Raw genomic sequence first — 24,067 nt, 5'->3', positions numbered from 1 at the left:
TACACAACTTTCAACGTGGCCGACCCGTCCATCGGCGTTTCCACGCTGAGCGTCCAGGTTCTGTCGGGCGTTGTGTGGCTTCCAGCTTCAGGCGGCTGGTCAGCGTCTAGGGGATTGGCGACAAGGTTCAGAGGTAACGCACGGTCAGGGTGACCGAGCCGTCGATGGGCACTTCTTCGGTGAGGGTCAGGCCGCGGGTGGGGGCAATAGACGGAGTTACGGTCATTTGAGCTTCGAAGACCTGAACGGGGATCGGCGCGTAAGTTGAAGTGTCGGCAACCGAAGTGATGCGATCCGGCCCTATGACGGAGTGGCGCGTCCAAGTGGCGCCACCATCGAGAGAGTCAATCGCCCGGCTGGCGACGCCGTCAGCGAATGCTTTCTCTAGAAGTAAGGACATCGAGCCGAGTTTTTCGCTGCCGTTGATCAGGCCCAGGCCAAAGTAAGCGGGCTCGCCCATGGCTTCGGAGCCTGCACGGTTATCCTTGGGCTCGATGGCCATCAGCGTCGGTGCATCGCAGGTGACGCTGACTTGCGTGACAAAGTCGCCCAGCCAGGTGAAGTCGTCTGGCTTGAGGTCTTTGGAGGCGATCTTACCCACTTCAAACTGCCCGCCATTACCCAGGGCTGGTGTGCAAGCGCTTGGCGTGATCGTGCCTTTGACGCTCAGGTCGACGCTGGACGCGGCGAGCGCATGGCCTGCGCTCATCATCAACGCGGCGACCAACAGGTTACGGGTGATGCTCATGGTATTGCTCCTACAGGGTTGGGGAAAAAAACGCGAATTACAGGTACACAACTTCCAACGTGGCCGACCCGTCCATCGGCGTTTCCACGCTGAGGTCCAGGTTCTGCCGGGCGTTGAGCGTGGCTTCCAGCTTCAGGGTGCTGGTCAGCGTCTGGATGGCCGACGGGCCGGCAGTGCTGCCGACCACATCGGTGAAACCGAGCAGGCTGCGCGAGCCCACGTCGATGGGGTTGAGGTTGGCGGTGCGCCAGGCCAGGCCGCCGGTGGTGGATTCGGTGCCGTACACCACGGCCAGGTTGTCGACCACGGTCTGCCTGGGGTCGAAGCTCACCGAGTACACGCCGATCTTGTTGCCGCTGGTGTCCAGCCCCAGGCCGTAGAAAATCTCGCTGTTGACGTGGGCCGTGCCGTCTCGGTTGTCACGCATGCGCAGGGCGAAGCGGCCAGGTGCGTTGCAGTTGACGGTGAGGGTCAGGTACTTGTGGGGCAGGCGCGTACCGTTGGTGAGGTTGAGGTCATTGCGCGAGATCTTGCCGAAGTCCACCAGCCCGCCGCCGGACAGCAGCGGTGTGCAGGCCATGGGCGTGATCAGGCCGGTGACGGCCAGGTCAACGGTGGAGGCGGCGTGTGCGCTGCCCGACACGAATGCCAAGGCAATCAGAAGGTGCTTCATGGGAAGGCTCCTAGAGGTAGTTGAGTTCGAGGGTGGCGGCGCCGTCAAGGCGCACTTCGCTGCCCAGGTCCAGCGTGCCCAGCGGTGCGATCACCGCTTCCAGGCTCGTGGTGGCGCTGAGTTGTTGAATCGGCACGGGGCCGCTGGTGTTGCCGACGCTGGTGCTGAACCCCAGGAAACGGCTGGCGCCAATCGCCAGCGGGTTGGCGCTCGCGCTGCTCCAGGGCGCGGTGCCGGTGGGGGAGTCGGTTCGGTAGAGCCCGGGGAAACTGTCGGCGGTGGTGCGCGCAGGGTCGAAGACCAACCGGTAGCGGCCGATTTTTTGTTGCTGCGCGTCGAGCCCCAGGCCGTAGGTGCTGTCGTCTCCCGGGCCGGTGGCCGAGCCTTGGCGGTTGTCCTGCAGGCGCAGGCTGAACGCGGTCGGTGCGTCGCAGGCCACGCTGACCACCAGTGGTCGTGCGGGCAGGGCCGTCTCTTTGTCGACACTCAGATCCATCACCGATAACTTGCCGAAGGCCACCGTGCCGCCGTTGGACAGGCTTGGCGTACAGGCCGCAGGGGCGAAGCGTGCTTGCAGGCGCAACTCCCGCGAGCGTCCCGTGTGGATGGCATCGACGACGCCGCTGGTGTCCCAGGTGACGGTATCGCTGACGCGCAGGGCGTCTTGCCTGGCCCAGGCGCTGACCTCCAGTTGCAACGACAAGCTGCGCCCGCTGACCGGCACACCGGCACGCATCGGCACGATGCCGTGTTCAGGACGCCAGCGCAGGGCTGCGGCGCTGCTCATCGGCGGCTGGCCGCTGCCGGGCACCAGGCCCAACTCCACGGGCTGGCCGTCGAGCAGTGCGTCGCTCGCCCGCAGGCTGTAGCTGCCACGGCTGGTGAATTGGAAGCGCTCGGTGCCGGCTGCCAGTCCGCGATAGAACAGGCTCAAGTCAGTGGGCGTGGGGCAGTTCAGCGTCAGGCTCAGGCGCCGTTCGCCCAACAGGTGCTCGGCCACGGCGACCGGCGACACCGCCCGGTTCACCAAGCCGAAATCCACGGCGGTTTCGCTCAGGTTCAACTGGCACTCATCCATGCCCCAGGCGTTAGCGCCCAGCAACAGGCTGGCGGACAACAAGGCAGGTTTCAGGCCCATGGTTAAGTTCCTCATGGTTGGCACCGCGCCGGTGCGGTTTCGTAATACACCTCGGGATCGCCGCGTTCGGGCAGGTCGAAGTCCAGGCGGCAACGGGGCTGGCCGGGGGCGCTGACCCACAATTCGCGGCGGTCCAATACGTCCGGCAAGAACACCTGGCTGCCGTCCTGAACCAGGGTTACGAACTCACCGTCGGCGGTGCTGACGGCGGCGCCGCGGGGGAGAGGCTGGCCGTTGGCGTCGGTTACGCTCAACAGGGCCCGGCGTGTGAGCGCCACGCCGAACTCGACTTTGTCTACGGCGCCACGTCCGGCCGACAGCACGGCCAGGCCGTTGCTGATGTCGGCGTTGCGCGGCAACGAGCGGGTTTGCACTTCCACCGGGCTGCGGCCATAGGGGCTGAGCTGCGACACCACGGCCTGGCCTTGCCAGTCGGTCCACACCGGGCCACTGGGGGTGCTGACCTTGATGCCGGCCATGTCGCCCACCGACATCAGCGCAAAGGTCTCGCGTACCGGGTAGGGCGAAAAAGTCAGCCCATCGCCGTGCAACACCACGCCACCGCGTGCGCCACCCTGGTAGCTGGAGCGTTCTTGATTGTTGCGGGTGTAGTTGAAGTCCAACTGGCTGTAATACGGCAGCGTCGAGACACCGATGGATGACTCCACCTCACGGTCACGGCTGTCGCGTTCAACGCTTGCCTGGTAGCTCAACTGGTCGTTGATCTGTTCGCTGACCCCGGCCCCGATGCGGTGATCGCCTCCGGCATTGCGCGCCCAGGCACGACCGCGGCGGCTTTCGCCCAGGGGCACGCTGATGTTCAGGTACACGCTGTCATCGCTCTGCTGGCGGCCGCCCACTTGCCACTCGGCACTGGCGGACACCGAAACACGCCCAAAGCTGGTGCCCCACGACGCCAGCGCGCGGCTGCTGCTCTCACCGGTAAACGAGGACGAGCGCGAGATGCCGGCGCTGAATGCGCCGAGCATCGGGTGTGACCAGGATGCGGTCGCGCTCTGTTGGTCGCGGTAGCGCGACTGGCGTTGCTCGCGGGTTTCGGTGAGGTAGGTGGAGTCTTCCAGGTCTCGGTAACCCAGGGTGCGCCAGGAGCCCGCCGTGGTGATTGCCCAACGTTCGGACAGGCGTTGCGACCACGACAGATCGGTTTGTACACCGCGTTCGTTGCCATTGCGCGTGGCCTGGGCGATTTGACTGGACAGTTGGAGCTGGCTGTCTTGCCACGGCAACCAACCCAGACTGGCACCGACCGCGCGATAATCCTCGGCGCCCAGCGCGCCGGCACCCACACTGACTTGCGGGTGCAACGCACCGCTCCAGCCACCACTGACTACCCAGGGTTCGGCGCCTTCACCGGCACCGAGCTTGCGCACGCGCCCCGCCGCCACCGAGTAACCCGGCGCAGGCAAGCCCAGGCCAAGCATGGCGGCAGGCACGGTGAAGCGACGCTCCTCGCCGCTGCTTTCCTTGACCGTGACTTCCACATCGGAGCGGCTGTTCAAGCGCCGCACATCGGTGAGGGAGAACGGCCCCGCCGGCACCACGGTGGAATGAATCAACGTGCCGTTCTGACGGATCTCCACCTGAGCCGGGCTGTTGGCGATGCCGGTGATGGTGGCGCCCTGGTTCTGGTCCTGCAGGGCCGTCTCGGTGAGCACCTGCGCCCCGGTGATCTGTGCGCCGGCCAATACCGGGTTGTACAGGTTGATCTGCCCGGCCTGGAACACCGCTTGCTGTTCGGCGAAGGTGCGTTGGGCGTAGGCGTCCAGGTGGGTGGTGCGCGACACCTTGTCTTGCCAGGTGCGTACCTGGCGGCTGCGCACGATCCAGTCGCCGGCGTTGAAACCGACCTCGGTGTTGGCCGAGCCGAAACGGCTGGTGTCGTCGCCGAATTCGTTGTACAGGCCGCTCAGGTCATAGTTGAGCAGCCCGGCGAACCCGCCGGTCTGGTAGCCGGACACATCGCGCACGGTCGGACGCAGCGCATCGGTGGGCACCACCAGCGACAGGCTGAGGGTGGCGGGATCCTGCTCGATCACGGTCTGCGGGTAGGCCTCGAGAAAGGCATGGCATTCGCCATCGTCGGCCGGTACGCGCAAGTGGCCTGCATCCAGTAGGGCCTGGTTGAAACACAACGCGCCTTGCCCGTTGAACACCATGTCCACCCGACCACGTCGCTGACCGTTTACGGTGAGGTTCAGAGCGTGGCGCCCGGCCGGGAAGCGCGGGGCTTCCAGCAACAGGTTGGCCAATTGCGGGTCAATGCCCCGTTGGGCCAGGGTTTGCGGATCAAATGAGCCGGCGCCTTCATCGGCCAGGGAGGCAGCCGTTGGCAGCACGGTGCCCAGGCTCAGCGCAACGCCCGCCAGCCATTGGCGCGCCCGGGGTGATGAAATACCAGGCACGGCTTCGCCGTCGCGATCAGTCATAACTGTGCTCACAAGTCGTACTCGAATAGTGGAGTCTGGCCCGCGCCATTCCATCGTGGCGGGAGAGCTCCCGGCGGCCTTCAATGAGAGGCCACTTCGTTATCAGGGCGCCGGCATCGGGCCCGCCGGCGCTGCGATCAAAGGGTGATCGGTGCTTCGTAAGGCGCGACCGCAAATCCGTAGACGGTGGCCGGTTGTATCTGCACGGTGGTGGCCTGGGCCTGGCTGGCGGCCACGCTCAAGGTCTCGCCGGGCAGCACGTAGGTGCGTGGCAGCAAGGCTGAGCCTTTGCCGGGCAGCAAGGTCAATTCCTGAGCCAGGCGGACCACGTAGGGCGTCGGGTTGCTCACACTCAGTTGCTGGTTCTTCAGGCTCCAGACCAAGCCGGTCCAGGGCGTGCGATTCGGTGCGAGCCCCTTGGGGTGCAGAATCACCGGCAGGTTCTGGCGCACCGTCACGCCAACCCGCGCATGCCCGGCCTGGCCTTCGGCGCGTCCCTGGGGCATGCCTTCGAAGATCACCCTTTTCAAGCGCTGGGTGGTCAGTGGCGTGGCAGATTGCAGGATGAAGCGGATCAACTGGCTCTTGGACGGCTCGACCCGTGTGAGCGGTGGCGTGACAACCAGCAGGCGCGCCTGGTCTTCGGGAATGTCTTCGAGGGTGACGTGCAGCAGGGCAAGCTTGGCGTCAGTGTTGGTCACCGACACCGAGGCTTCGCCATCGGCCTCGTTGACGATGACCACCGACGTGTCCGGTACCATGCCATCGGCGAGCACAAGGGTGGGGCCCCACAACGTCAGCGCCAGCGCGGCGAGGTAGAGGCAGGCATAGCGAACCAGGTTGAACACCCGTGTCATTATTTTGGCAACGCAAGGGAAGGGGAGCATGGCTACAGATACCTCAGGTCTAGCACGATGGAACCGTCCAACGGCACCTCCTGGTCGAGGGTCAGGTAGGCGGCGGCGTTGATCGATGTTTTGATGTCCAGCTTGGCGGTAAGCTCGCTGTGCGGGTCCGGCACCAGGGTGCCGGGGTGCGCGAAGCCCATGTAGTTGTCCGGGTAGGCGTTGGTTTCGGGAAACCACGTCAGGCCCTGGTTACTGGAGGCCAGCACAATGGCGCGCTGGCCATCGCCCACCGCTTCGCGGATGGCCACGGCCACCGAGCCCAGGCGTTCGGCCGGGGCATGGACGTTGTTGCCCAGGCCGTAATAGAAGCCTGGCCCCACGGAGGAGTCGGCACGGTTATCCACACCGACCAGCACGAACAGCACGGGCTGGTTGCAGGTGACGTTCATGTCCAGCGTGCGCATGGGCAGTTCGGTGAACTCGTACTGATTGAGCGAGCGGGCCGGCACCCGACCATGGTCGACAATGCCGCTGGGCGACAGGACCGGCGTGCAGGCACTCGGGGTGATGCTGCCGGTCAACGTCACGTCGACCTTGGAAGCACACAGGGCGGAGGTGGCGGTCAGGCAGAGACCGAGCATCATCAAGCAGCGTGGGAGCGTGTTCATGGTCTGATGTTGGAACCGTGTTGAGGGACATCCGTGAGTGCGGCGCTGGGCGCAGCGCGCAAAGGCTGCGCCCGTTTTCCATTACAGGTACTTGACGGTCAGGGTCGTCGAGCCGTCGATCGGCACTTCCTCGGTCAGGGTCAGGCTGTTGGCCGGGGCAATGAAAGGCCAGAACACCAACTCGGCCACCAGTGATTGCAGCGGAACGGGGGCGACGGTGGCGCTGTCGGCGACGGAGGTGATGCCGTTGTTGAGCAGGTTCAGTTTGGGTGTCCAGGTCAGGCCACTGTCTTGCGAAGCAATGGGTCTTACATCGACGCCATCGGCCACCGCCGATTCCATATCCATAACGAAGTAGCCCAGCTTTTCGGTGCCATTGACCAGGCCCAGGCCGAAAGTGCCGTCGTCGGTATAGGAAGTCGAGCCCGCACGGTTGTCCTTGGGCTCAATGGCCATCAAGGTGGCGGCGTCACAGGTGACGGTCAGTTGCAGGGTGTGTCTCGCCAGCGAGGTTTCTTTATCGGCATTGAGGTCCTTGGCCGAAATCTTGCCGACGTCCACATTGCCGCCGCCGGACAGCGTCGGCTCGCAGGCACTTGGGGTGATCAACCCGCGCACGGTCAGGTCCACGCTGGAGGCGGCGAGGGCAGTGCCGGTCCCGGTGAGCAGCAGGGTGGCGAACAAGGCATTCAGGGCTTTCATGGTGTTGCTCCTTTCAAGGCAAGTTGAGGGAAAAGGGTCACAAGTACTTGAGTTGCAGCGTGGCCTGGCCGTCCAGTGGCACCTCATCGAGCAGGGTCAGGTCGGTGGCGGGCACGATGATGGTGAATGCGCGCAGCCGGGCATTCAGGGTTTTCAGGGCGATGGGCGTGTTGGGGCCGTCGAGGGCAGCAAACGAGGTCAGCGCCTCATGTCCCAGGTAGATCGAGGCGGCCCAGTTGGCGCCGCCGTTGCTTGAAGTGATGACCTTGACCGGTTTGTCATCGGCCACCGGGTCGAACAGCGAAAACGCCACGCTGCCCAGTTTTTCTTTCTCGGCGGTCATGCCCAGGCCGTGGTGCCTCGGGTTGATGGCGGAGGTGCCCGCGCGGTTATCCACGGTGGTCAAGGTGAAAAACGTCTCACCCTCGCACTGCACTTCAAGGCGCATCTCGGCCGCATCGAGCAACGTGGGGGAGCTGGGTTGCAGGTCCTTGGAGGTCATTTTGCCGTGGTCGATCACGCCACCGTTCGACAGCACGGGGGCGCAGGCGCTGGGGGTGATGGTCCCGGAGACGCTCAGGTCCGTACTACTGGCCGCTAAGGCTCCGGGCGCAATCGTGGCCAGCAGTAGGGCAAGGGTGATGCGGGGATTTCTTTTCATGGGCACAAATCCTTGTGGGAGGCTACGTCGGGTTACAGGTAGATCAGCTCTACGGTGGCGAAGCCGTCGAGGGAAATTTGTTCGTTCAGATCCAGGCCGCGGCTGGGAGCGAGCCAGGCATACACCTGCAGGTCGGCCGTTACCTGCCGCACGGCAATCGGCGCGGCGATGCCGTCAATGCTGCTGCCGAATGCCACCCATAGATGACTCACCAACCAGTAGTAACTTTGGAAGTTCCACCAGAACTTGCCGCCGTCCTGGCTCATCAACGTGTCCAACGGGCCAATGTCGGAAACGGCGTTGGACAGCGTTAAAAAATACATACCCAGTTTTTGCGTCGGATCACCATTGGCCACACCCAAGCCATAGTTGTAACCGTCGTCTAGATAGGCGGTGCCGAGGCGGTTATCGATGCCGCGTAGGGCAAAGAACGTCGCGCCATCGCAGTTCACGCCCAGTTTCAATACCGTCGATGGCAAGGGGGTGGTGGTGTCGGCGGACAAGTGCTTGGCAGGTATCTTGCCGAAATCCACCAAGCCCCCCTGGTTGATGGAAGGCGTGCACGCGCTCGGGGTAATGGCACCTTTGACCGAAAGATCCACGGAGCTTGCGGCCAGCGCGAGTGTGCCGTGGGCGATCAGCAATGCGCCGGCGAGGGCGATGAGTGAGTCTTTCATGTGAACGGTATTCCTATGCAAGGGCCAGGGAGGCAGGTCGGCGCGGTGAAGTTGCCCAGGGTTTTATGTTTATTGAGGGCACGCGCCGTTACAGGGAAAGCGGGGGAGAATTTATCGCCGGGATACAGGGCGGGAAATGCAACTAATACGAATGACAGGGTGGCAATGACAGAAGGGGGCGGGGCTGTTGGGTTAATAGGTTTTATTGGGTGTTGTCGTAGTTGTTGTATCGCTGACGGCTATGTATTCGGATATTTTTCGCGATCTTTGATTGCCCGGATCCCTTTATAAGGATCGGGGTCATTGTTTAGTTGCGAAAAGTCCGGGCGAACTGATCGCCCCTTTCGAGGGCGCCATGCCTGGTCAGTTTTCTGCACGCGATTCGAGCGATTCTTTTTCTGATGCCGATGTGTCTCAGGCGCATGTTCTGGTAGTGGATGACCACCCAGCCTATCGTTTTCTGCTGGGTTCGCTGCTGGAACGACTCGGCGTCGCTTATCAGTGTTGTTGCAATGGTCAAGAGGCTCTGCAACGGCTGACTACCGAGTGTTTCGACCTGATGATCAGTGACTGCCGCATGCCGGTGATGGACGGATACGCCCTGACTCGCGAACTGCGAGTGCGTGAGCAGGCCCAGGGGCGGCTTCCCCTGGTTGTCCTGGGGCTGACAGGCGGCCTGGGGCCGGAAGAAATCCGCCAGTGTGTGGCCTGTGGAATGGACGGCTGGCTGATCAAACCCATAGGGTTTGCCCAGTTGCGTGAAGTGCTGTGCTACTGGCTGGCGTCGCCGAGGCCCTTGCCTTCGGCGGGGTTACCCGCAGGGGCGGCGGCTTTGCCCGGTGTCACTGTGCCCAGTCGCGTCAGTTTGATCGAGGCGTTTGGTACGTGGGAGGTTGTGGAGCCGCTGTTGCTGAGTCTGGTTCAGGAGGCCGATGCGGACCTCGCCGTGCTGGCTCGCGCGCAGGCCACTCAGGACGCGACTATGGCTGCCCAACGTTTGCACCGGTTAGTGGGCAGTGTCGCGTTTTTGGGGGCGACTGGCCTGGATGCGAGGGCGGTGGACCTGATCAAACGGGTGCAGGTAAACGGTGTGGCAATCAATACACCGGCATTGAGAGCGTTCTGTCACGATGTCGAGCGGTACCTGAATTATCTTACGCAGCTTTGAAGGAACACATACTTTGTGGTGTAGTACTTTTCTGTATTCCATTTCTCTTAATTGTGTAGGTATTAGTTCGAGGTGCTTTAAATACGGGGTGGCGCGCTTAATGACGAGTTATTACCTGTTGTTGCAGAAAAGCGATCGGGGTATTTTGCCAGTCTCAAACTGCCATCATGGAAAAAACAATGATCCGCATCATTATTGCTGACGATCACCCCATTGTTCGTGTTGGGCAAAAAGTGGTGATTGAGGCAAGTGGCAAGTGCAAAGTGGTCGGTGAAGCCGACGGACCCGATCAATTGTTGGCGTTGGTCAGCCGTATACCCTGCGACGTGATAGTGACCGACTTCGCCATGCCGGGAAATCAGCAGGCCGATGGGTACGGCCTGTTGGGTTTGTTGAACCGAAAGTACCCGGCGTTACCGGTTGTGCTGGTGACCATGTTTGCCAATGTCGCTACGCTGCGCGCAGCGTTCAGCCACGGCGCGCGAGGCGTGATCGCCAAGAGTGCCTCCGCCAGGGAGCTGCCCCAGGCGCTGAATGCCGTGGTGCAGGGCCGACAATTTGTCAGTGAGTGCCTGCGTGTGCAATTGGACCAGGTGTGTGGTTCGCAACCGACCCAGACGCCGACACTCTCCGGCAAGGAACAGGAAGTCGTGCGCATGCTCGCCAGCGGTATGACCGTCAGCCAGATTGCTGCGCGGGTTAATCGCAGTATTTCGACGATCAGTAAGCAGAAGAGTACCGCGATGCATCGGTTGTGCATTACGACCGATGTTGATTTGTTCGCGTATGCTCGGGATGTCGGGATGGTGCCTTGATGATGCCTGGTGGAAGACTTTGTTAGAGTAATTACTTGAGTTTTTGTGTTCGTATTACTTGTATGTTAGTTGAGTGTTGGTTGCTCTAGATTATTGGGGTGTTCTCGTTGATTGTATGGCTTGAACATGATGTCCCTGGTCTGTTAATCGAATCGATGGTTGAGAGGGCGACGCAGTAAAAGTGCGTCGACTGTTTCAATTAAATAATCGATCAAAAGAGAGCATTGTTATGAAGTTGCTGATTAAAACTGTCGTTTTGGCATCTGCCTTGGCTGGCGCGTCCCATACGTTCGCCGTTTCCAGTATCGATCTGACGGTCAAGGGAGTGATCACTCCGGCAGCCTGCACGCCATCGCTGCCCGGCGGTGGGGTGGTGGATTACGGGAAGATCTCCGTCCAGGATCTGAACCCATCGGGCTTCACCAAGCTTCCCGAAGCGAGGGTGCAGTTGACCGTCGTGTGCGACGCGCAGACATTGATGGCAATCAAAACTACCGATAACCGTACCGGTACTGCTTCAGGAGGTCACTTCGGGCTGGGGCTGTCGACCTCAGGTAAGCGCATCGGCGGCTATGACCTGCTGACCCAAAACGAAACCGGTGACGGTGTTTCAGGCTTCATGATCGAGACCAGCGACCTTGGGATGGGGTGGATGTCGGTGGACGGTGCAGGTTGGCAACCCGGCTGGATGCGAACCCTGGGCGGCGGGAGCGGTAGCAATCTATTCCCGCTCGCCGTGAAAACCCTGCAGACGGATGTCGTCGTTCTGCCGTTAATCAGCGACAAAAATACATTGCCGCTTGACGAAGAAATTGAACTGGATGGTCACCTCAGTTTCAGCGTCGTGTACCTGTAAGCCGAGTTGGCATCACTCATTCCCGTGGCGAATGGCCATGGCTTTCCCCGCCACTGCAGATTATCGTGCAGCACACATAACGATTTCGCGGAGCTTGCCCATGAGTGATGCCCACACCACCCTGATCACCCGTTTCTATGAAGCGTTCCAGCGCCTTGATGCCGAAGCCATGGCGGCCTGCTACACCGACGACGTGGTCTTCAGTGACCCGGCTTTCGGTGAGCTGCGCGGGCGTGATGCCGGTGACATGTGGCGCATGCTCACCACCCGCGCCAAGGACTTTTCCCTGACCTTCGACAATGTGCGCAGCGATGAGCGCAGCGGCGGCGCGCATTGGGTCGCGACTTACCTGTTCAGTGCCACTGGCAACACGGTGGTCAACGATATCCAGGCGCGCTTCGTGTTTCGCGACGGCAAGATCTGCGAACACCATGACAGCTTCGATCTGTGGCGCTGGTCGCGTCAGGCGCTGGGCACCAAAGGTTTGTTGCTGGGTTGGACACCGCTGGTGAAAAACGCCGTGCGCACCCAAGCCCTGCGTGGTTTGAAGGCATTCCAGGCCAGTCGTTGATAAGCTGGGTGCTCTTCTGGTTTTGCCGGCTCGACCCGTGACTCACACTTCTGAACCCAAACCCTGGTTTGTCTACCTGGTACGCGCCGCCAATGGCTCACTGTACTGCGGCATCAGCAATGACCCGGTGCGCCGGTTTGCCATGCACCAGAGCGGCAAGGGCGCGCGGTTTTTCCTGTCCAGCCCGGCGGTGGCGCTGGTGTACACCGAGCAGTGCGCGAGCAAGGGCGAGGCGTTGCGTCAGGAACGCCTGATCAAGAAGCTCAAGAAGAGCGCCAAGGAGTGCCTGGCGGCAACCGGCTCATCAATTTGACTGATGGGTTTCAATTACACCCACGGGCGTTTTTGCAGGCTAAGCTGGCGGCTCACTTCTCAAGCGGAGCCTGGCATGTCCGAGTTGATCCTGCACCACTACCCGCAATCCCCTTTCGCTGAAAAAGCCCGCCTGTTGCTGGGCTTCAAAGGCCTGTCCTGGCACTCCGTGCACATCCCGCCGATGTTGCCCAAGCCTGACCTCACGGCGTTGACGGGTGGCTATCGCAAGACGCCGGTGTTGCAGGTAGGCGCCGATATCTACTGCGACACTGCGCTGATTGCCCGTCGCCTTGAACAAGAGAAAGCCGGCCCGACGCTGTTTCCCCAAGGCCAGGCACTGGTGGCCCAGGGTTTCGCCGCCTGGGCGGACACGCTGGTGTTTTCCCATGCCGTCGCACTGGTGTTCCAGCCTGAATCTTTGGCGGTGAAATTTGCCAAGGTGCCGCCGGAAATGATCCAGGCACTGGTGGCTGACCGCACCAAGCTGTTCAGTGGGGGGACGGCGAGTCGCCTGCAACTGGACCAGGCCAGGCATCAATGGCCGGCGATCATCAGTCGCATCGAGCAGCAATTGCGCCATCAGGCGGGGGATTTCCTGTTTGGCGAACCGTCCATCGCCGACTTCGCCCTGGCCCATCCTTTGTGGTTTCTCAAGGGCACCGCCGTGACTGCGCCCCTGGTGGATGCTTATCCGGTGGTCGCTGCCTGGCTGGACCGGGTGTTGGGGTTAGGCCATGGCACCTCGACGTCGATGAGCGCCGAGCAGGCCCTGGAAGTGGCTCGTCTTGCCAGCCCGGCGGTGTTGCCCGATGAAGCCTTTGAGGACTTGAACGGCTTCAAGGCGGGTCAGCAGGTGGCTATTTGCGCCACTGACTACGGCACCGATCCGGTGGTTGGCGAGTTGCTGTTTGCCGGCCGTGAGGAGCTGATCCTGCGTCGCAGTGACGAGCGCGCCGGCACCGTGCATGTGCACTTCCCGCGTCTGGGTTTTCGCCTCCAGGCGCAATGAAAAAATATTTTGCAAAGAAAGGTGAGGTAAACCGTCGGCCCATCCGTGTAGTGCTTGAAACTGCGATCAATTCGCATTAACAGCGTTTTCTACACGGGTTCTCAGAGCATGAAGTCGACGGCGGGCGGTTGGGTTAAACAGTGGCTGGGAGCCTCGGTATTGGCGGTATCGGGGCTGGCGTTGCTGCCCTTGAGCGTGGCGCGGGCGCAGGAGCAGCAAAGTGCCCAGTTCACCTTCGCCCTGGCAGCCAAGCCGCTGCCCCAGGCATTGAGCGAGTTCAGCCGGGTGACCGGGATCAGCGTGATCTACACCGATGAAGCACCGTACGGCTTGAGCGCCCCGGCGGTCAGCGGGCAGATGAGCGCAACCCAGGCTTTGCAACGCCTGCTCGGCAATTCGGGCTTCACCTTCCGCCAGATCGACGCCCGCACCCTGGCCCTGGAGCCGGTGCCCACCGACGGTGCCGTCAACCTGGGCGCCACCACCATCAGCGGCGCCAACCCGACGCAAGACACCACCAGCTACCAGCCGCCGCCTACCAGCTCGGTCATGCGTTCCCACGGCTTGCTGCTGGAAACCCCGCAAACCGTCAACGTGGTGCCCGCCCAAGTGCTGCGCGATCAACAACCGCGCAACCTGGATGACGCCCTGGGCAATATCAGCGGCATCACCCAGGCCAACACCCTCGGCAGCACCCAGGACGCGGTGATGCTGCGCGGCTTTGGCGATAACCGTAACGGTTCGATCATGCAGGACGGCATGCCCATCGTGCAGGGTCGGGCGTTGAATTCCACGGCTGAGCGCGTCGAAGTGCTCAAGGGGCCGGCCTCGTTGTTGTACGGTATCCAGGACCCGGGCGGCGTCATCAACATCGTCAGTAAAAAGCCCGAACTGGTGCAGTCCACCTCGCTCACGGCGCGTGGCTCGACCTTCGGTGACGGCAAGAACGGCAGCGGCGGCAACCTCGACACCACCGGGCCTATCGGTGACAGCGGCCTGGCGTATCGCCTGATCGTCGATCATGAAGATGAAGACTACTGGCGCAACTATGGCACCCACCGCGAGAGCCTGATCGCACCTTCCCTGGCCTGGTACGGCGATACCACCAAAGTGGTTTTCGCCTACGAACACCGCGAATTTCTCTCGCCGTTCGACCGGGGCACCGCCATCGACCCCAAGACCAATCACCCGCTGAACATCCCCGCGACCCGTCGCCTGGATGAGCCGTTCAACAACATGGAGGGCCGTTCCGACCTGTATCGTCTCGAAGTCGACCACGACTTGAACGATGACTGGAAAGCCCACTTCGGCTACAGCTGGAACCGTGAGACGTACGATGCCAGCCAGGTGCGGGTGGTCAAGGTCAACACCAACGGCACCCTCACCCGCAGCATGGACGGTACCCAGGGCGCGCTGACCACTGACCGTTTCGCCACCACGAGCCTTGAGGGCAAGGTCAACCTCGCGGGCATGCAACACGACCTGGTGTTCGGTCTGGACGACGAGTACCGCAAAATCTACCGGGCCGACCTGATTCGCCAGGCGCCGCGCGGTGTCTTCAACTACAACAACCCGGTGTATGGCAACGAGGTGGCGGGCACCAATGTCAGCGCCCCGGACAGCAATCAGACCGACCTGTTGCGCAGTGATTCGCTGTTCTTCCAGGATGCGATTCATTTGAACGACCAGTGGATTCTGGTGGGCGGCGCGCGCTACCAGATGTACGACCAATATGCCGGCAAGGGCGTACCGTTCACCGCCAACACTGACGGCAACGGCCAGAAATGGGTGCCGCGCGCGGGGCTGGTGTATCGCTATACCGATGAGCTGTCGTTCTACGGCAGCTACACGGAGTCGTTCAAACCCAACTCCACCATTGCACCGCTGGCGAACAAAAGCGTACTCGACGGCAGTCTCGAGCCGGAACAATCCAAGGCCTGGGAGCTGGGCAGCAAGTTCGACCTGCCGGGGCGCATCACGGCGAGCGCGGCCCTCTTCGACATCGAGAAGCGCAACGTGCTGGTGCAGGTCGGTGATGGACTGGCCTCGGTCTACAGCGTTGCCGGCAAGGTGCGCTCCCGTGGTCTGGAACTGGACGCCAGCGGGCAATTGACCGACAAATGGAGCCTGATCGGCAGCTATGCCTACACCGACGCCGAGGTGACGCAAGACCCCGCCTTCAAAGGCAATCGCCTGCAGAACGTGGCAAAAAATACCGGTTCGCTGTCGGCGGTGTATGACGTCGGCAGCATTCTGGGCGGCGACCAACTGCGGGTCGGCGCGGGGGCGCGGTATGTGGGCGAGCGGGCAGGAGACGCGGCCAACAGCTTTGAGCTGCCGAGCTACACCGTGGCCGATGCGTTCGCTACTTACGACACCAAAATCGATGGGCAAAAGGTCAAGTTCCAGCTGAATGTGAAGAACCTGTTCGACCGCACTTACTACACCTCATCGGTGAATACGCAGTTCGTTTCCATCGGTGATGCGCGGCAGGTGTCGGTGTCCAGCACCCTCACGTTCTAACGGTACTTATTGTAGTGAGCAGGCTTGCCCTGCGCTGGGCTGCGCAGCGGCCCCAAGACCTGCCGCTGCGGTTTTGCGGTTGAATCGCGGAGCCGTTATTGGGGGCGCTTCGCGCCCCGGCGCGGGCGGTACGACGATTCGGCAAGCCCGCTCACTACAGAGAGCTTTGTTTGTGCTGGTGCTTTTGTGGTGAGCAGGCTTGCCCGCTCGCCACAAAGGGGTGGAGCTGTTAGCGTGGCCGCCACTGAAGGTTTTGCGGAAAACGGTACTGATGCAGTTGGGAAGATGGATGCATGCCAGCGCGATGCTGGCGGGCTTGAGTTTTTTACTGGGGGGCTGTGCCAGCGTTTCACCGACCTCCACCTCGGCAACCCTGGAGCACTTGCTGACTGACCCGGCGCTCAATGGCGCTACGGTCTCGCTGACGGTGCGCGATGCCCACAGCGGCAGTACGTTGTATCAACACAATCCGCGCACGCGGTTGATCCCTGCCTCCAATCTCAAGTTGCTGACGACTGCGGCGGCGATGGAGGTGTTGGGCCCTGATTATCGTTTTTCCACCCAGTTGCTGAGCAACGGCCGCCAGCAAGGTGAGGTTCTGGCCGGCAACCTGTACCTGCGCGGCCTGGGCGACCCGACCTTGCAGTTCGCCGATTACCAGGCCTTGGCCGCGCAACTGGCGAGCCAGGGCGTGCGGCAGGTGCAGGGCGATCTGGTGTTCGATGACACCTGGTTCGACGGCGAACGGCTGGGTGTGGACTGGTCGCAAGACGACGAAAGCACCTACTATGGTGCGCAGATTTCCGCGCTGACCGTGTCGCCCAATACGGACTTCGATGCCGGCACTTTGCAGGTAACGGCGAAGGCGCCGGTCATGGTGGGGCAGCCGGTGAGCGTGGTGGTGAGCCCGTCCACCGATTATGTGCAACTCAACAACCGCGCCGTCAGCGGCCCCGGCAACAGCTATGCGATCACCCGCCAGCACGGCACCAACCTGCTGCAACTCAGCGGGGCATTGGCGCCGGGCAAGCAGAACCGGCAATGGGTGAGTGTGTGGGAGCCGACGCAACTGGTGGCGAACCTGTTCGAACAGGCGTTGGCGCAGCAGGGGATCAAGGTGCTGGGCCGTCGGGTGATCGGCGGCGCCAGCCCGGCGACGGCCACGGTGTTGGCCGAGCATCGCTCGGCACCGCTGCAAACGTTGATCACGCCGCTGCTCAAACTATCGAACAACAGCATGTCCGAGGTCTTGCTCAAGGCCATGGGCCGCAAGGTGTCCAATGCAGGGACAGCACAAGCCGGTGTCGCGGCAGTGGCGGATTTCATGCGGCGCCAGGGCCTGGACCCGATGACGCTCAGTCAGGTCGATGGCTCAGGCTTGTCGCGGCGCAACCTGGTGTCGTCGCAAACCCTTACCGATTTGCTGCTGGCCACGTCCCGGCAGCCGTGGTTTGACGCCTGGTACAACGCTTTACCGATCGCCGGTAACCCTGACCGCATGACCGGTGGCAGCCTGCGCTACCGCCTGCGTGGCACAGCGGCGGAAAACAACCTGCACGCCAAGACCGGTTCCATGGCCGGCGTGTCGTCGTTGAGCGGCTATATCACCGACGCCAGCGGGCGACGCCTGGTGTTCTCGATGGTGAGCAATAACTACCTCAGCGATGCCGCGCCGGTCCGCGCGCTGGAGAATCGTGTGGCGCTGGCCCTGACCCAATGGCACGACTAGCTCAGGGCTGATAGCCCATGCGCCAGCTCACGGCGCGGGTGGCGGCCAGCAAACGCTGCGCCGCCGGGCCGTCTTCGTCGGCGTGGAACAGCGAGGTCGGGCCGACCACGGTCATTACCGCCGCCACCTGGCCGATGGCATTGAACACTGGCGCTGAGAGCGCATCCACCCCCGGCATCAGCAAACCATGCACAAAATGCAGGCCACGGCGGCGGATCTGCTCGCACGCAGTGGCGTAGGCCTGGTCGTCCGCCAGGGCGTGAGCGAGTCCGGCCTGGACCTCGCGCTCGCGCAATTCCACGGTTTCCCGGGCGGGCAGGTAGGCGCTGAACACCAGTCCGGTGGAGGAGCTGAGCAGTGGCAGTACCGAGCCCAACTGCGTGACCACCGTGACGGCGCGCACCGCCGGTTCGATCTGCACCACGGTCGCGCCCTGGTTGCCCCACACCGCCAGGAAGCAGGTTTCATTCAATTCATCGCGCAACTCCGCCAAGGGCATCGCGCCGACTTTCAACACATCCATGCTGCCCAGCGCCGCCAGGCCCACGCGCAACGCTTCGCGGCCCAGGCCGTAATGGTTGGTGGCGGTGTCCTGTTCGGCAAACCCCGAGGCAATCAACGCTTGCAGGTAGCGGTGCACCTTGCTTGCCGGCATCTGCACGTGGTCGGCCAGGCGCGACAGCGAGGTCGCTGGCGACAGCTCGGCCAACGCCTTGAGAATGTCGGTGCCCACTTCGGCCGAGCGGACTTTCTGTTTACCGGTGTCGCGGGGCTTTTCCATGGAAGGGCGAGAATCCGAGAGATAAGTGGGCGTCTTTATAGCTTGACGGTCGAGAGTGATCAAATTACGTTATGCGTAACTGGATTACGATAAAAACAACTTCCGAGCTGAGGATGATCCATGACCCTCGAATACCTGTCCGGCTTCGGCAATGAATTCGCCAGCGAGGCGCTGCCCGGTGCGCTGCCCGTCGGCCAGAACTCCCCGCAAAAAGCCCCTTACGGTCTGTACACCGAACTGTTCTCCGGTACGGCCTTCACCATGCCGCGCAGCGAAGCCCGGCGTACCTGGCTGTACCGCATTCAGCCGTCGGCCAATCACCCGGCGTTCGTCAAGCTTGAACGGCAATTGTCCGGTGGCCCATTGGGCCCGGTGACGCCCAATCGCCTGCGCTGGAACCCGTTGGATGTTCCGAGCGAGCCGACAGACTTCATCGATGGGCTCGTAGGGATGGTTGCTAATTCCGGGTCGGAAAAACCTTCAGGCATCAGCATTCATCACTACCGCGCCAACCGCTCCATGGAGCGGGTGTTTTTCAATGCCGATGGCGAACTGTTGATCGTTCCCGAGCAAGGCCGTCTGCGTATCGCCACCGAGCTGGGCGTGCTGGAGGTGGAGCCGCTGGACATCGTCGTGCTGCCGCGGGGTCTTAAATTCCGCGTCGAACTGCTGGACGCCCAAGTGCGCGGGTATGTCGCGGAAAACCACGGTGCGCCGTTGCGCCTGCCCGACCTGGGGCCCATCGGCAGCAACGGCCTGGCCAACCCGCGAGACTTCCTCACCCCGGTGGCCCACTACGAAGACCTGCAAAAGCCGACCACGCTGGTGCAGAAGTTCCTCGGTGAGCTGTGGGCCTGCGAGCTGGATCATTCGCCGCTCAACGTGGTGGCGTGGCATGGCAACAACGTGCCGTACAAGTACGACCTGCGCCGCTTCAACACCATCGGCACGGTAAGTTTCGACCATCCGGACCCGTCGATCTTCACCGTACTGACCTCGCCCACCAGCACCCACGGCCTGGCCAACCTCGACTTCGTGATCTTCCCGCCGCGCTGGATGGTGGCTGAAAACACCTTCCGCCCACCGTGGTTCCACCGCAACCTGATGAACGAATACATGGGCCTGATCCACGGCGCCTACGACGCCAAGGCCGAGGGTTTTCTGCCCGGCGGCGCGTCGCTGCACAGTTGCATGAGCGCCCACGGCCCGGACGGCGAGACCTGCACCAAAGCCATCAACGCGGAACTGGCGCCCCACAAGATCGATAGCACCATGGCGTTCATGTTCGAGACCAGCCAAGTGCTGCGTCCCACCCAGTTCGCCCTGGAATGCCCGCAACGGCAAAACACTTACGACGCGTGCTGGGCCTCGCTGCCCGTCACCTTCAACCCGAACCGGAGATAACCATGACTCAGCCCACCCTTACCCGCAGTTGGGTAGCTTCCGCCAATGGTCATTCGGACTTTCCCCTGCAGAACCTGCCGCTGGGCGTGTTCAGCATCAATGGCTCGGCGCCGCGCGCGGGCGTGGCGATTGGTGATGCGATCCTGGATCTGCACGCCGCCCTCGATGAATTCCAGGGGGAAGCCCGCCGCGCCGTCGAGGCGACCGCCGGTGGCCAATTGAACGGGTTTTTCGAACTGGGCCGTGGCCCGCGTGTGGCCTTGCGCGAACGCCTGCTGGAGCTGCTGGCTGAAGGCAGCAAGCTGCAAACCCGTGAGGCCCAGGTGTTGCACCGTGCCGCCGATTGCCAGATGCACGTACCGGCGCGGATCAATGACTACACCGATTTCTACGTCGGCATCGAACATGCGCAAAACGTGGGCAAACTGTTCCGCCCCGACAACCCATTGCTGCCCAACTACAAGTACGTGCCGATTGGCTACCACGGCCGTGCGTCAACCATTCGCACCTCGGGCACCGACGTGCGCCGACCCAAAGGCCAGACTCTGCCAGCTGGACAAACCGAACCCACCTTCGGCCCCTGCGCGCGGCTCGACTACGAACTGGAACTGGGTATCTGGATCGGCCAGGGCAATGCCATGGGCGACTCGATCGCCATTGGCGACGCGGCGGACCATATCGCGGGTTTCTGCCTGCTCAACGACTGGTCGGCACGGGACATCCAGGCTTGGGAATACCAGCCGCTGGGGCCGTTCCTGTCCAAGAGTTTCATCACCACCATTTCTCCGTGGGTGGTGACCGTCGAGGCGCTGGAGCCGTTCCGCAAGGCGCAGCCGGCAAGGCCGGAAGGCGACCCGCAGCCATTGTCGTACTTGCTGGACAAGCGGGATCAGGCCGCCGGTGCGCTGGATATTGAATTGGAAGTCCTGCTGACCACCGCCGCCATGCGTGAACAGAACCTGCCGGCCCATCGCCTGGCCTTGAGCAACAGCCTGCACATGTACTGGACGGTCGCGCAATTGGTGGCGCACCACAGCGTCAACGGTTGCCAGTTGCAAGCGGGTGATCTGTTCGGTTCGGGCACGTTGTCCGGGCCGCAGGCGGGTCAGCTCGGCAGCCTGCTGGAAATGACCGAGGGTGGCAAGAAAGCGGTCGAGCTGCCGTCCGGCGAGGTGCGCAAGTTCCTCGAGGACGGTGACGAAATCATCCTACGGGCGCGTTGCAGTCGCGAAGGCTTTGCCTCCATCGGCTTCGGCGAATGCCGGGGCACTGTGATCGCGGCGCGCTAAGAGGGCAGGGCGATGGAACTCTACACCTACTACCGCTCCACTTCGTCATACCGGGTGCGCATTGCGTTGGCGCTTAAGGGGCTGGATGCCACGGCCGTGCCGGTCAACCTGTTGGTGCCGGCGGGCGGGGCCAACCGGCAGCCGGCCTACCTGGCGATCAACCCCCAGGGCCGTGTTCCCGCCTTGCGCACCGATGACGGCGAGTTGCTGATTCAGTCACCGGCGATCATCGAATACCTGGAAGAGTGTTATCCCCAGGCACCGCTGCTTTCAAAAGACCTGGCGACCCGTGCCCATGAGCGTGCGGTGGCGTCGATCATCGGCTGCGATATCCACCCACTGCATAACTCCAGTACTCAGAACCTGTTGCGCCAATGGGGACATGACGAGGCACAGCTACAGGAATGGATCGGCCACTGGGTCAGTCAGGGCCTGGGGGCGGTGGAGCAATTGATCGGCGACACGGGTTTTTGTTTTGGCGAACAGCCCGGGATGGCCGATGTGTTCCTGATTCCTCAGTTGTACGCCGCCGAACGCTTCAAGGTGCCGCTGGCGGCCTACCCGCGCATCGGGCGCGTCGCGGCGCTGGCAGCACAGCACCCGGCGTTCGTGCAGGCACACCCTGCCAACCAGCCGGATACCCCGGCTGCCTGACGTTTTGGTTCATAAAAATAAAAGCAGGTTCTTGCGATGCACAATCAGATTGCCAGCTTTCGTGCGGCACTCGACGCCCGCCCGGTGTCGCGTTACCAGTGGTTGATTCTTCTGTTGCTGGCCTTGCTGCTGGTCACCGATGGTTATGACGCCCAGGTGCTGGGCTATGTGGTGCCAGCACTGGCCAAGGATTGGGCGCTGGAAAAGGCCGCGTTCGGTCCGGTGTTCAGCGCCAACCTGTTGGGACTGACCCTGGGCTCGCTGTTGGTGACGCCCCTGGCGGACCGTTTTGGTGTGCGGCGCATCCTGCTGGGTTGCGTGCTGATCTACGCCACCCTCACGGTGTTGATGGTGTTCGCCAACTCGCTCGGCACTTTGATGGCGGCGCGCTTTATCTGTGGCATCGGCATGGGCGGTGCGATGCCCAGTGCCATGGCATTGATGTCGGACTATTCGCCGCCACGCTTGCGTACCCTGATGGTGACGCTGGCGGCCTGCGGGTTTTCATTCGGTGGTGCGGCGGGGGGCTTTGTGGCTGCCGGGTTTATCGAGGGCTTCGGTTGGCAGGCGGTGTTCCTGGCCGGCGGCGTGACGCCCTTGCTGCTGTTTCCGTTCCTGGTGTGGCTGTTGCCCGAATCCCTTCCGCGCCTGCTGCGCGACGCGCCGCCGTATCGCCGGTTGCAAGCGGTCACGGCGCAGGTGCTGCCGGGTTGGCAGCCGCCGCTGGCGACGGAGCAAGACACACGTCAGGCCCAGGGCAGCAAACTGACGGTGCTGGAGCTGTTTCGCAATGGCTACGCGCGTCCCACGCTGCTTATCTGGTCGACCTTTTTTGTCAGCCTGATCCTGCTGTATTTCATGATCAGCTGGCTGCCGTCACTGTTGCTGGAAAGTGGCCTGGTGCTCAAGGAAGCTAACCTGGTGACCTCGATGTTCCTGTTCGCCGGCACCCTGGGCGCCATCGGCATGGCCTGGTTTGCCGACCGACTGAAAAGCAAGGTGCGGCTACTGTCCGGTGTGTTGGCTGCGGCGGCGGTGTGCACGATTCTGCTGGGGCTGAACCATGACAACCCGCGCTATCTGGTGGCCTGTGTGTTTGCCGCCGGGTTTTGCATCATTGGTGGTCAACTGACCCTTAACGCGTTTGCCAGCAACTTCTACCCGGCCCACGTGCGTGCCACGGGAACGGGCTGGGCGCTGGGTGTGGGGCGGTTCGGATCCATCCTGGGGCCGTTGTTCGGCAGTTTGCTGCTGGCGATGCATATTCCGGTGGCGCAGATTTTCTTCTTCTGCGCGATTCCGGCGGTGATGGCGGCGTTGCTGATCATCCAGGTGCGCTCGCCGGGGAGTGAGCCACCGAAAAGCCCGTTGCATGGGGATATTCTCAAGGCGCCGTCACATCACTGATTCACTGCCGATTAAATGTGGGAGCTGGCTTGTCAGTGCACAACGCTGTTGGGCGGAAGGTGCCCCAAGCGTTCGGTCAGGCGCAGACGCTGGATCGGGTCTTCGCTGAGCAGTAGCGCATGCTCCAGATCGAACCGCTCGGCATTGGGGCAGTCCAGGCGCTGGTACAGGCTGGCCCGGGCCAGGTAATCGGCGGCGCTGGCGTTGCCCAGTTCCAGTACGCGCTCGGCGTCGATCAGGGCATCCAGCGGGGCGTCGTTGGACAGGTGCAGTTGCCGCAGGTTGCGCGACAAGCGCTGCAGGATCGCGCGCGGGTCGGCGGTGTGCAGGTGGTCGGCCTGTAACTTGAGGTTGGGACCGTATTGGCGTTGCAGCAGCTCGCGACAATCGTTGGGATACAGGCGCCGCCCGCCGCAAGGGTCCAGCAAGTGATCGGCACTGGGCACCCGCAACAGGAAGTGGCCGGGGAAGTTCACGCCCACCATGGGAATGTTCAGGCGGCGCGCCAGCTCCAGGGCGATCAGGCCCATGGCCAGGGGCTGCCCGCGCTTGCGCTGCAATACCTTGTCCAGCAGCGCGGCGGCGGGGCGCAGCGGAGTGAAGTCGTCCTGGGCAAAACCCAGGTCATTCATGCGGCGCAGCAAGGGTTGGCCGAGTTCATCCGCCGGCAGCATGGGCATCCCCAGGCTGACCTGCTGTTGCAGTGCGGTGAAATCCTGCAGGATCGCCAAGGGCTGCACCGCCGGGTCATGCTCGGCGGCAATCCACAGCGCCGCTTCGAACAGCGCAGGGGGGGAGCGTTCCAGGCAGGCGAGAAAGGCTGTGCGGGGATTCATTGCGTTCTCCGGCGGATGCCCCCGTTTTAGCCTTGCCGTGAATTTTCGTCCAGCACCTTGAGAAGTTTCCCACTCTCTTATGTCGCCGCGCCCGCGAAACCGCACGGCTTATTCCAGCGCGCTCCGGCAGTTTTCTGCCGCAAGCCTA

At 62.5% G+C, this 24,067-nt stretch carries 23 protein-coding genes; 12 read left to right on the top strand and 11 right to left on the bottom strand.

Annotation, left to right across the window (positions count from 1 at the left end; all coding sequences use genetic code 11):
- Window positions 1-127: 127 nt before the first annotated feature.
- The 9 genes from ACW9IB_RS07010 to ACW9IB_RS06970 all read right to left on the bottom strand — a co-directional run bounded on the left by ACW9IB_RS07010 (window position 128) and on the right by ACW9IB_RS06970 (window position 8,562).
- Complete coding sequence (locus ACW9IB_RS07010; RefSeq protein WP_457412934.1) at window positions 128-748, bottom strand: DUF1120 domain-containing protein; 621 nt, start codon at window positions 746-748, stop codon at window positions 128-130.
- Between the two features lie 37 nt (window positions 749-785).
- Window positions 786-1,421, bottom strand: coding sequence for a DUF1120 domain-containing protein (locus ACW9IB_RS07005; RefSeq protein ID WP_176994980.1), 636 nt, complete (start codon window positions 1,419-1,421; stop codon window positions 786-788).
- A 10-nt stretch (window positions 1,422-1,431) separates the two neighbouring features.
- Window positions 1,432-2,559: a DUF1120 domain-containing protein gene (locus tag ACW9IB_RS07000; protein WP_457412933.1), complete on the bottom strand. Its 1,128-nt coding sequence runs from the start codon at window positions 2,557-2,559 to the stop codon at window positions 1,432-1,434.
- Between the two features lie 11 nt (window positions 2,560-2,570).
- Window positions 2,571-5,006 (bottom strand): fimbria/pilus outer membrane usher protein, encoded by a 2,436-nt coding sequence (locus ACW9IB_RS06995; RefSeq protein WP_457412931.1) that lies wholly within the window; start codon window positions 5,004-5,006, stop codon window positions 2,571-2,573.
- A 137-nt stretch (window positions 5,007-5,143) separates the two neighbouring features.
- A complete protein-coding gene (locus tag ACW9IB_RS06990) occupies window positions 5,144-5,863 on the bottom strand; it encodes a fimbria/pilus chaperone family protein (protein ID WP_457412930.1) in 720 nt (239 codons plus the stop codon).
- A gap of 32 nt (window positions 5,864-5,895) precedes the next feature.
- Complete coding sequence (locus tag ACW9IB_RS06985; RefSeq protein ID WP_457412929.1) at window positions 5,896-6,522, bottom strand: DUF1120 domain-containing protein; 627 nt, start codon at window positions 6,520-6,522, stop codon at window positions 5,896-5,898.
- A gap of 81 nt (window positions 6,523-6,603) precedes the next feature.
- Entirely contained in the window at window positions 6,604-7,224 is a 621-nt protein-coding gene (locus tag ACW9IB_RS06980) for a DUF1120 domain-containing protein (RefSeq protein WP_457412927.1), read from the bottom strand.
- Window positions 7,225-7,261: 37 nt separating this feature from the next.
- Entirely contained in the window at window positions 7,262-7,885 is a 624-nt protein-coding gene (locus ACW9IB_RS06975; protein ID WP_457412926.1) for a DUF1120 domain-containing protein, read from the bottom strand.
- 32 nt (window positions 7,886-7,917) lie between these two features.
- Window positions 7,918-8,562, bottom strand: coding sequence for a DUF1120 domain-containing protein (locus ACW9IB_RS06970; RefSeq protein ID WP_457412925.1), 645 nt, complete (start codon window positions 8,560-8,562; stop codon window positions 7,918-7,920).
- Between the two features lie 355 nt (window positions 8,563-8,917).
- Here ACW9IB_RS06970 and ACW9IB_RS06965 point away from each other — a divergent pair, with 355 nt between their 5' ends.
- The 8 genes from ACW9IB_RS06965 (at window position 8,918) to dacB (ending at window position 17,548) form a co-directional block, all read left to right on the top strand.
- Entirely contained in the window at window positions 8,918-9,730 is an 813-nt protein-coding gene (locus tag ACW9IB_RS06965) for a response regulator (RefSeq protein WP_457412923.1), read from the top strand.
- A 179-nt stretch (window positions 9,731-9,909) separates the two neighbouring features.
- Window positions 9,910-10,545 (top strand): response regulator, encoded by a 636-nt coding sequence (locus ACW9IB_RS06960; protein WP_457412922.1) that lies wholly within the window; start codon window positions 9,910-9,912, stop codon window positions 10,543-10,545.
- Window positions 10,546-10,774: 229 nt separating this feature from the next.
- A complete protein-coding gene (locus ACW9IB_RS06955) occupies window positions 10,775-11,401 on the top strand; it encodes a DUF1120 domain-containing protein (RefSeq protein ID WP_457412921.1) in 627 nt (208 codons plus the stop codon).
- 100 nt (window positions 11,402-11,501) lie between these two features.
- Window positions 11,502-11,972 (top strand): nuclear transport factor 2 family protein, encoded by a 471-nt coding sequence (locus tag ACW9IB_RS06950; protein ID WP_457412920.1) that lies wholly within the window; start codon window positions 11,502-11,504, stop codon window positions 11,970-11,972.
- Window positions 11,973-12,009: 37 nt separating this feature from the next.
- Window positions 12,010-12,285: a GIY-YIG nuclease family protein gene (locus ACW9IB_RS06945; protein ID WP_457412919.1), complete on the top strand. Its 276-nt coding sequence runs from the start codon at window positions 12,010-12,012 to the stop codon at window positions 12,283-12,285.
- A gap of 75 nt (window positions 12,286-12,360) precedes the next feature.
- Complete coding sequence (locus ACW9IB_RS06940; protein ID WP_457412918.1) at window positions 12,361-13,296, top strand: glutathione S-transferase family protein; 936 nt, start codon at window positions 12,361-12,363, stop codon at window positions 13,294-13,296.
- Window positions 13,297-13,404: 108 nt separating this feature from the next.
- Window positions 13,405-15,819: a TonB-dependent siderophore receptor gene (locus ACW9IB_RS06935; RefSeq protein WP_457412916.1), complete on the top strand. Its 2,415-nt coding sequence runs from the start codon at window positions 13,405-13,407 to the stop codon at window positions 15,817-15,819.
- A gap of 271 nt (window positions 15,820-16,090) precedes the next feature.
- Window positions 16,091-17,548 carry a D-alanyl-D-alanine carboxypeptidase/D-alanyl-D-alanine endopeptidase gene (dacB, locus tag ACW9IB_RS06930; protein WP_457412915.1) on the top strand — a complete coding sequence of 486 codons (1,458 nt, stop codon included), beginning with the start codon at window positions 16,091-16,093 and terminating at the stop codon, window positions 17,546-17,548.
- 1 nt (window position 17,549) lies between these two features.
- Here dacB and ACW9IB_RS06925 read toward each other — a convergent pair whose 3' ends face one another.
- Window positions 17,550-18,329: an IclR family transcriptional regulator gene (locus tag ACW9IB_RS06925; protein ID WP_457412914.1), complete on the bottom strand. Its 780-nt coding sequence runs from the start codon at window positions 18,327-18,329 to the stop codon at window positions 17,550-17,552.
- Window positions 18,330-18,449: 120 nt separating this feature from the next.
- Between ACW9IB_RS06925 and hmgA the strand changes: the two genes are divergently transcribed.
- The 4 genes from hmgA to ACW9IB_RS06905 are packed head-to-tail and all read left to right on the top strand — an operon-like array spanning window position 18,450 to window position 23,083.
- Window positions 18,450-19,733, top strand: a complete 1,284-nt coding sequence (gene hmgA, locus ACW9IB_RS06920; protein ID WP_457412912.1) for a homogentisate 1,2-dioxygenase — start codon at window positions 18,450-18,452, stop codon at window positions 19,731-19,733.
- A 2-nt stretch (window positions 19,734-19,735) separates the two neighbouring features.
- Window positions 19,736-21,022: a fumarylacetoacetase gene (gene fahA, locus ACW9IB_RS06915; protein WP_457412911.1), complete on the top strand. Its 1,287-nt coding sequence runs from the start codon at window positions 19,736-19,738 to the stop codon at window positions 21,020-21,022.
- 12 nt (window positions 21,023-21,034) lie between these two features.
- The gene (gene maiA / locus ACW9IB_RS06910; protein ID WP_457412909.1) at window positions 21,035-21,676 is read left to right on the top strand and encodes a maleylacetoacetate isomerase; all 642 of its coding nucleotides are present in this window, start codon (window positions 21,035-21,037) and stop codon (window positions 21,674-21,676) included.
- A gap of 36 nt (window positions 21,677-21,712) precedes the next feature.
- Window positions 21,713-23,083, top strand: a complete 1,371-nt coding sequence (locus ACW9IB_RS06905) for an MFS transporter (RefSeq protein ID WP_457412908.1) — start codon at window positions 21,713-21,715, stop codon at window positions 23,081-23,083.
- Between the two features lie 32 nt (window positions 23,084-23,115).
- Here the strand turns inward: ACW9IB_RS06905 and ACW9IB_RS06900 are convergent, their stop codons facing one another.
- The gene (locus tag ACW9IB_RS06900; protein ID WP_457412907.1) at window positions 23,116-23,919 is read right to left on the bottom strand and encodes a SirB1 family protein; all 804 of its coding nucleotides are present in this window, start codon (window positions 23,917-23,919) and stop codon (window positions 23,116-23,118) included.
- Between the last annotated feature and the right edge of the window lie 148 nt (window positions 23,920-24,067).

This window comes from Pseudomonas sp. SDO524_S393 (assembly GCF_054071875.1).
This window is presented reverse-complemented; position numbering and strand designations above follow the sequence as displayed.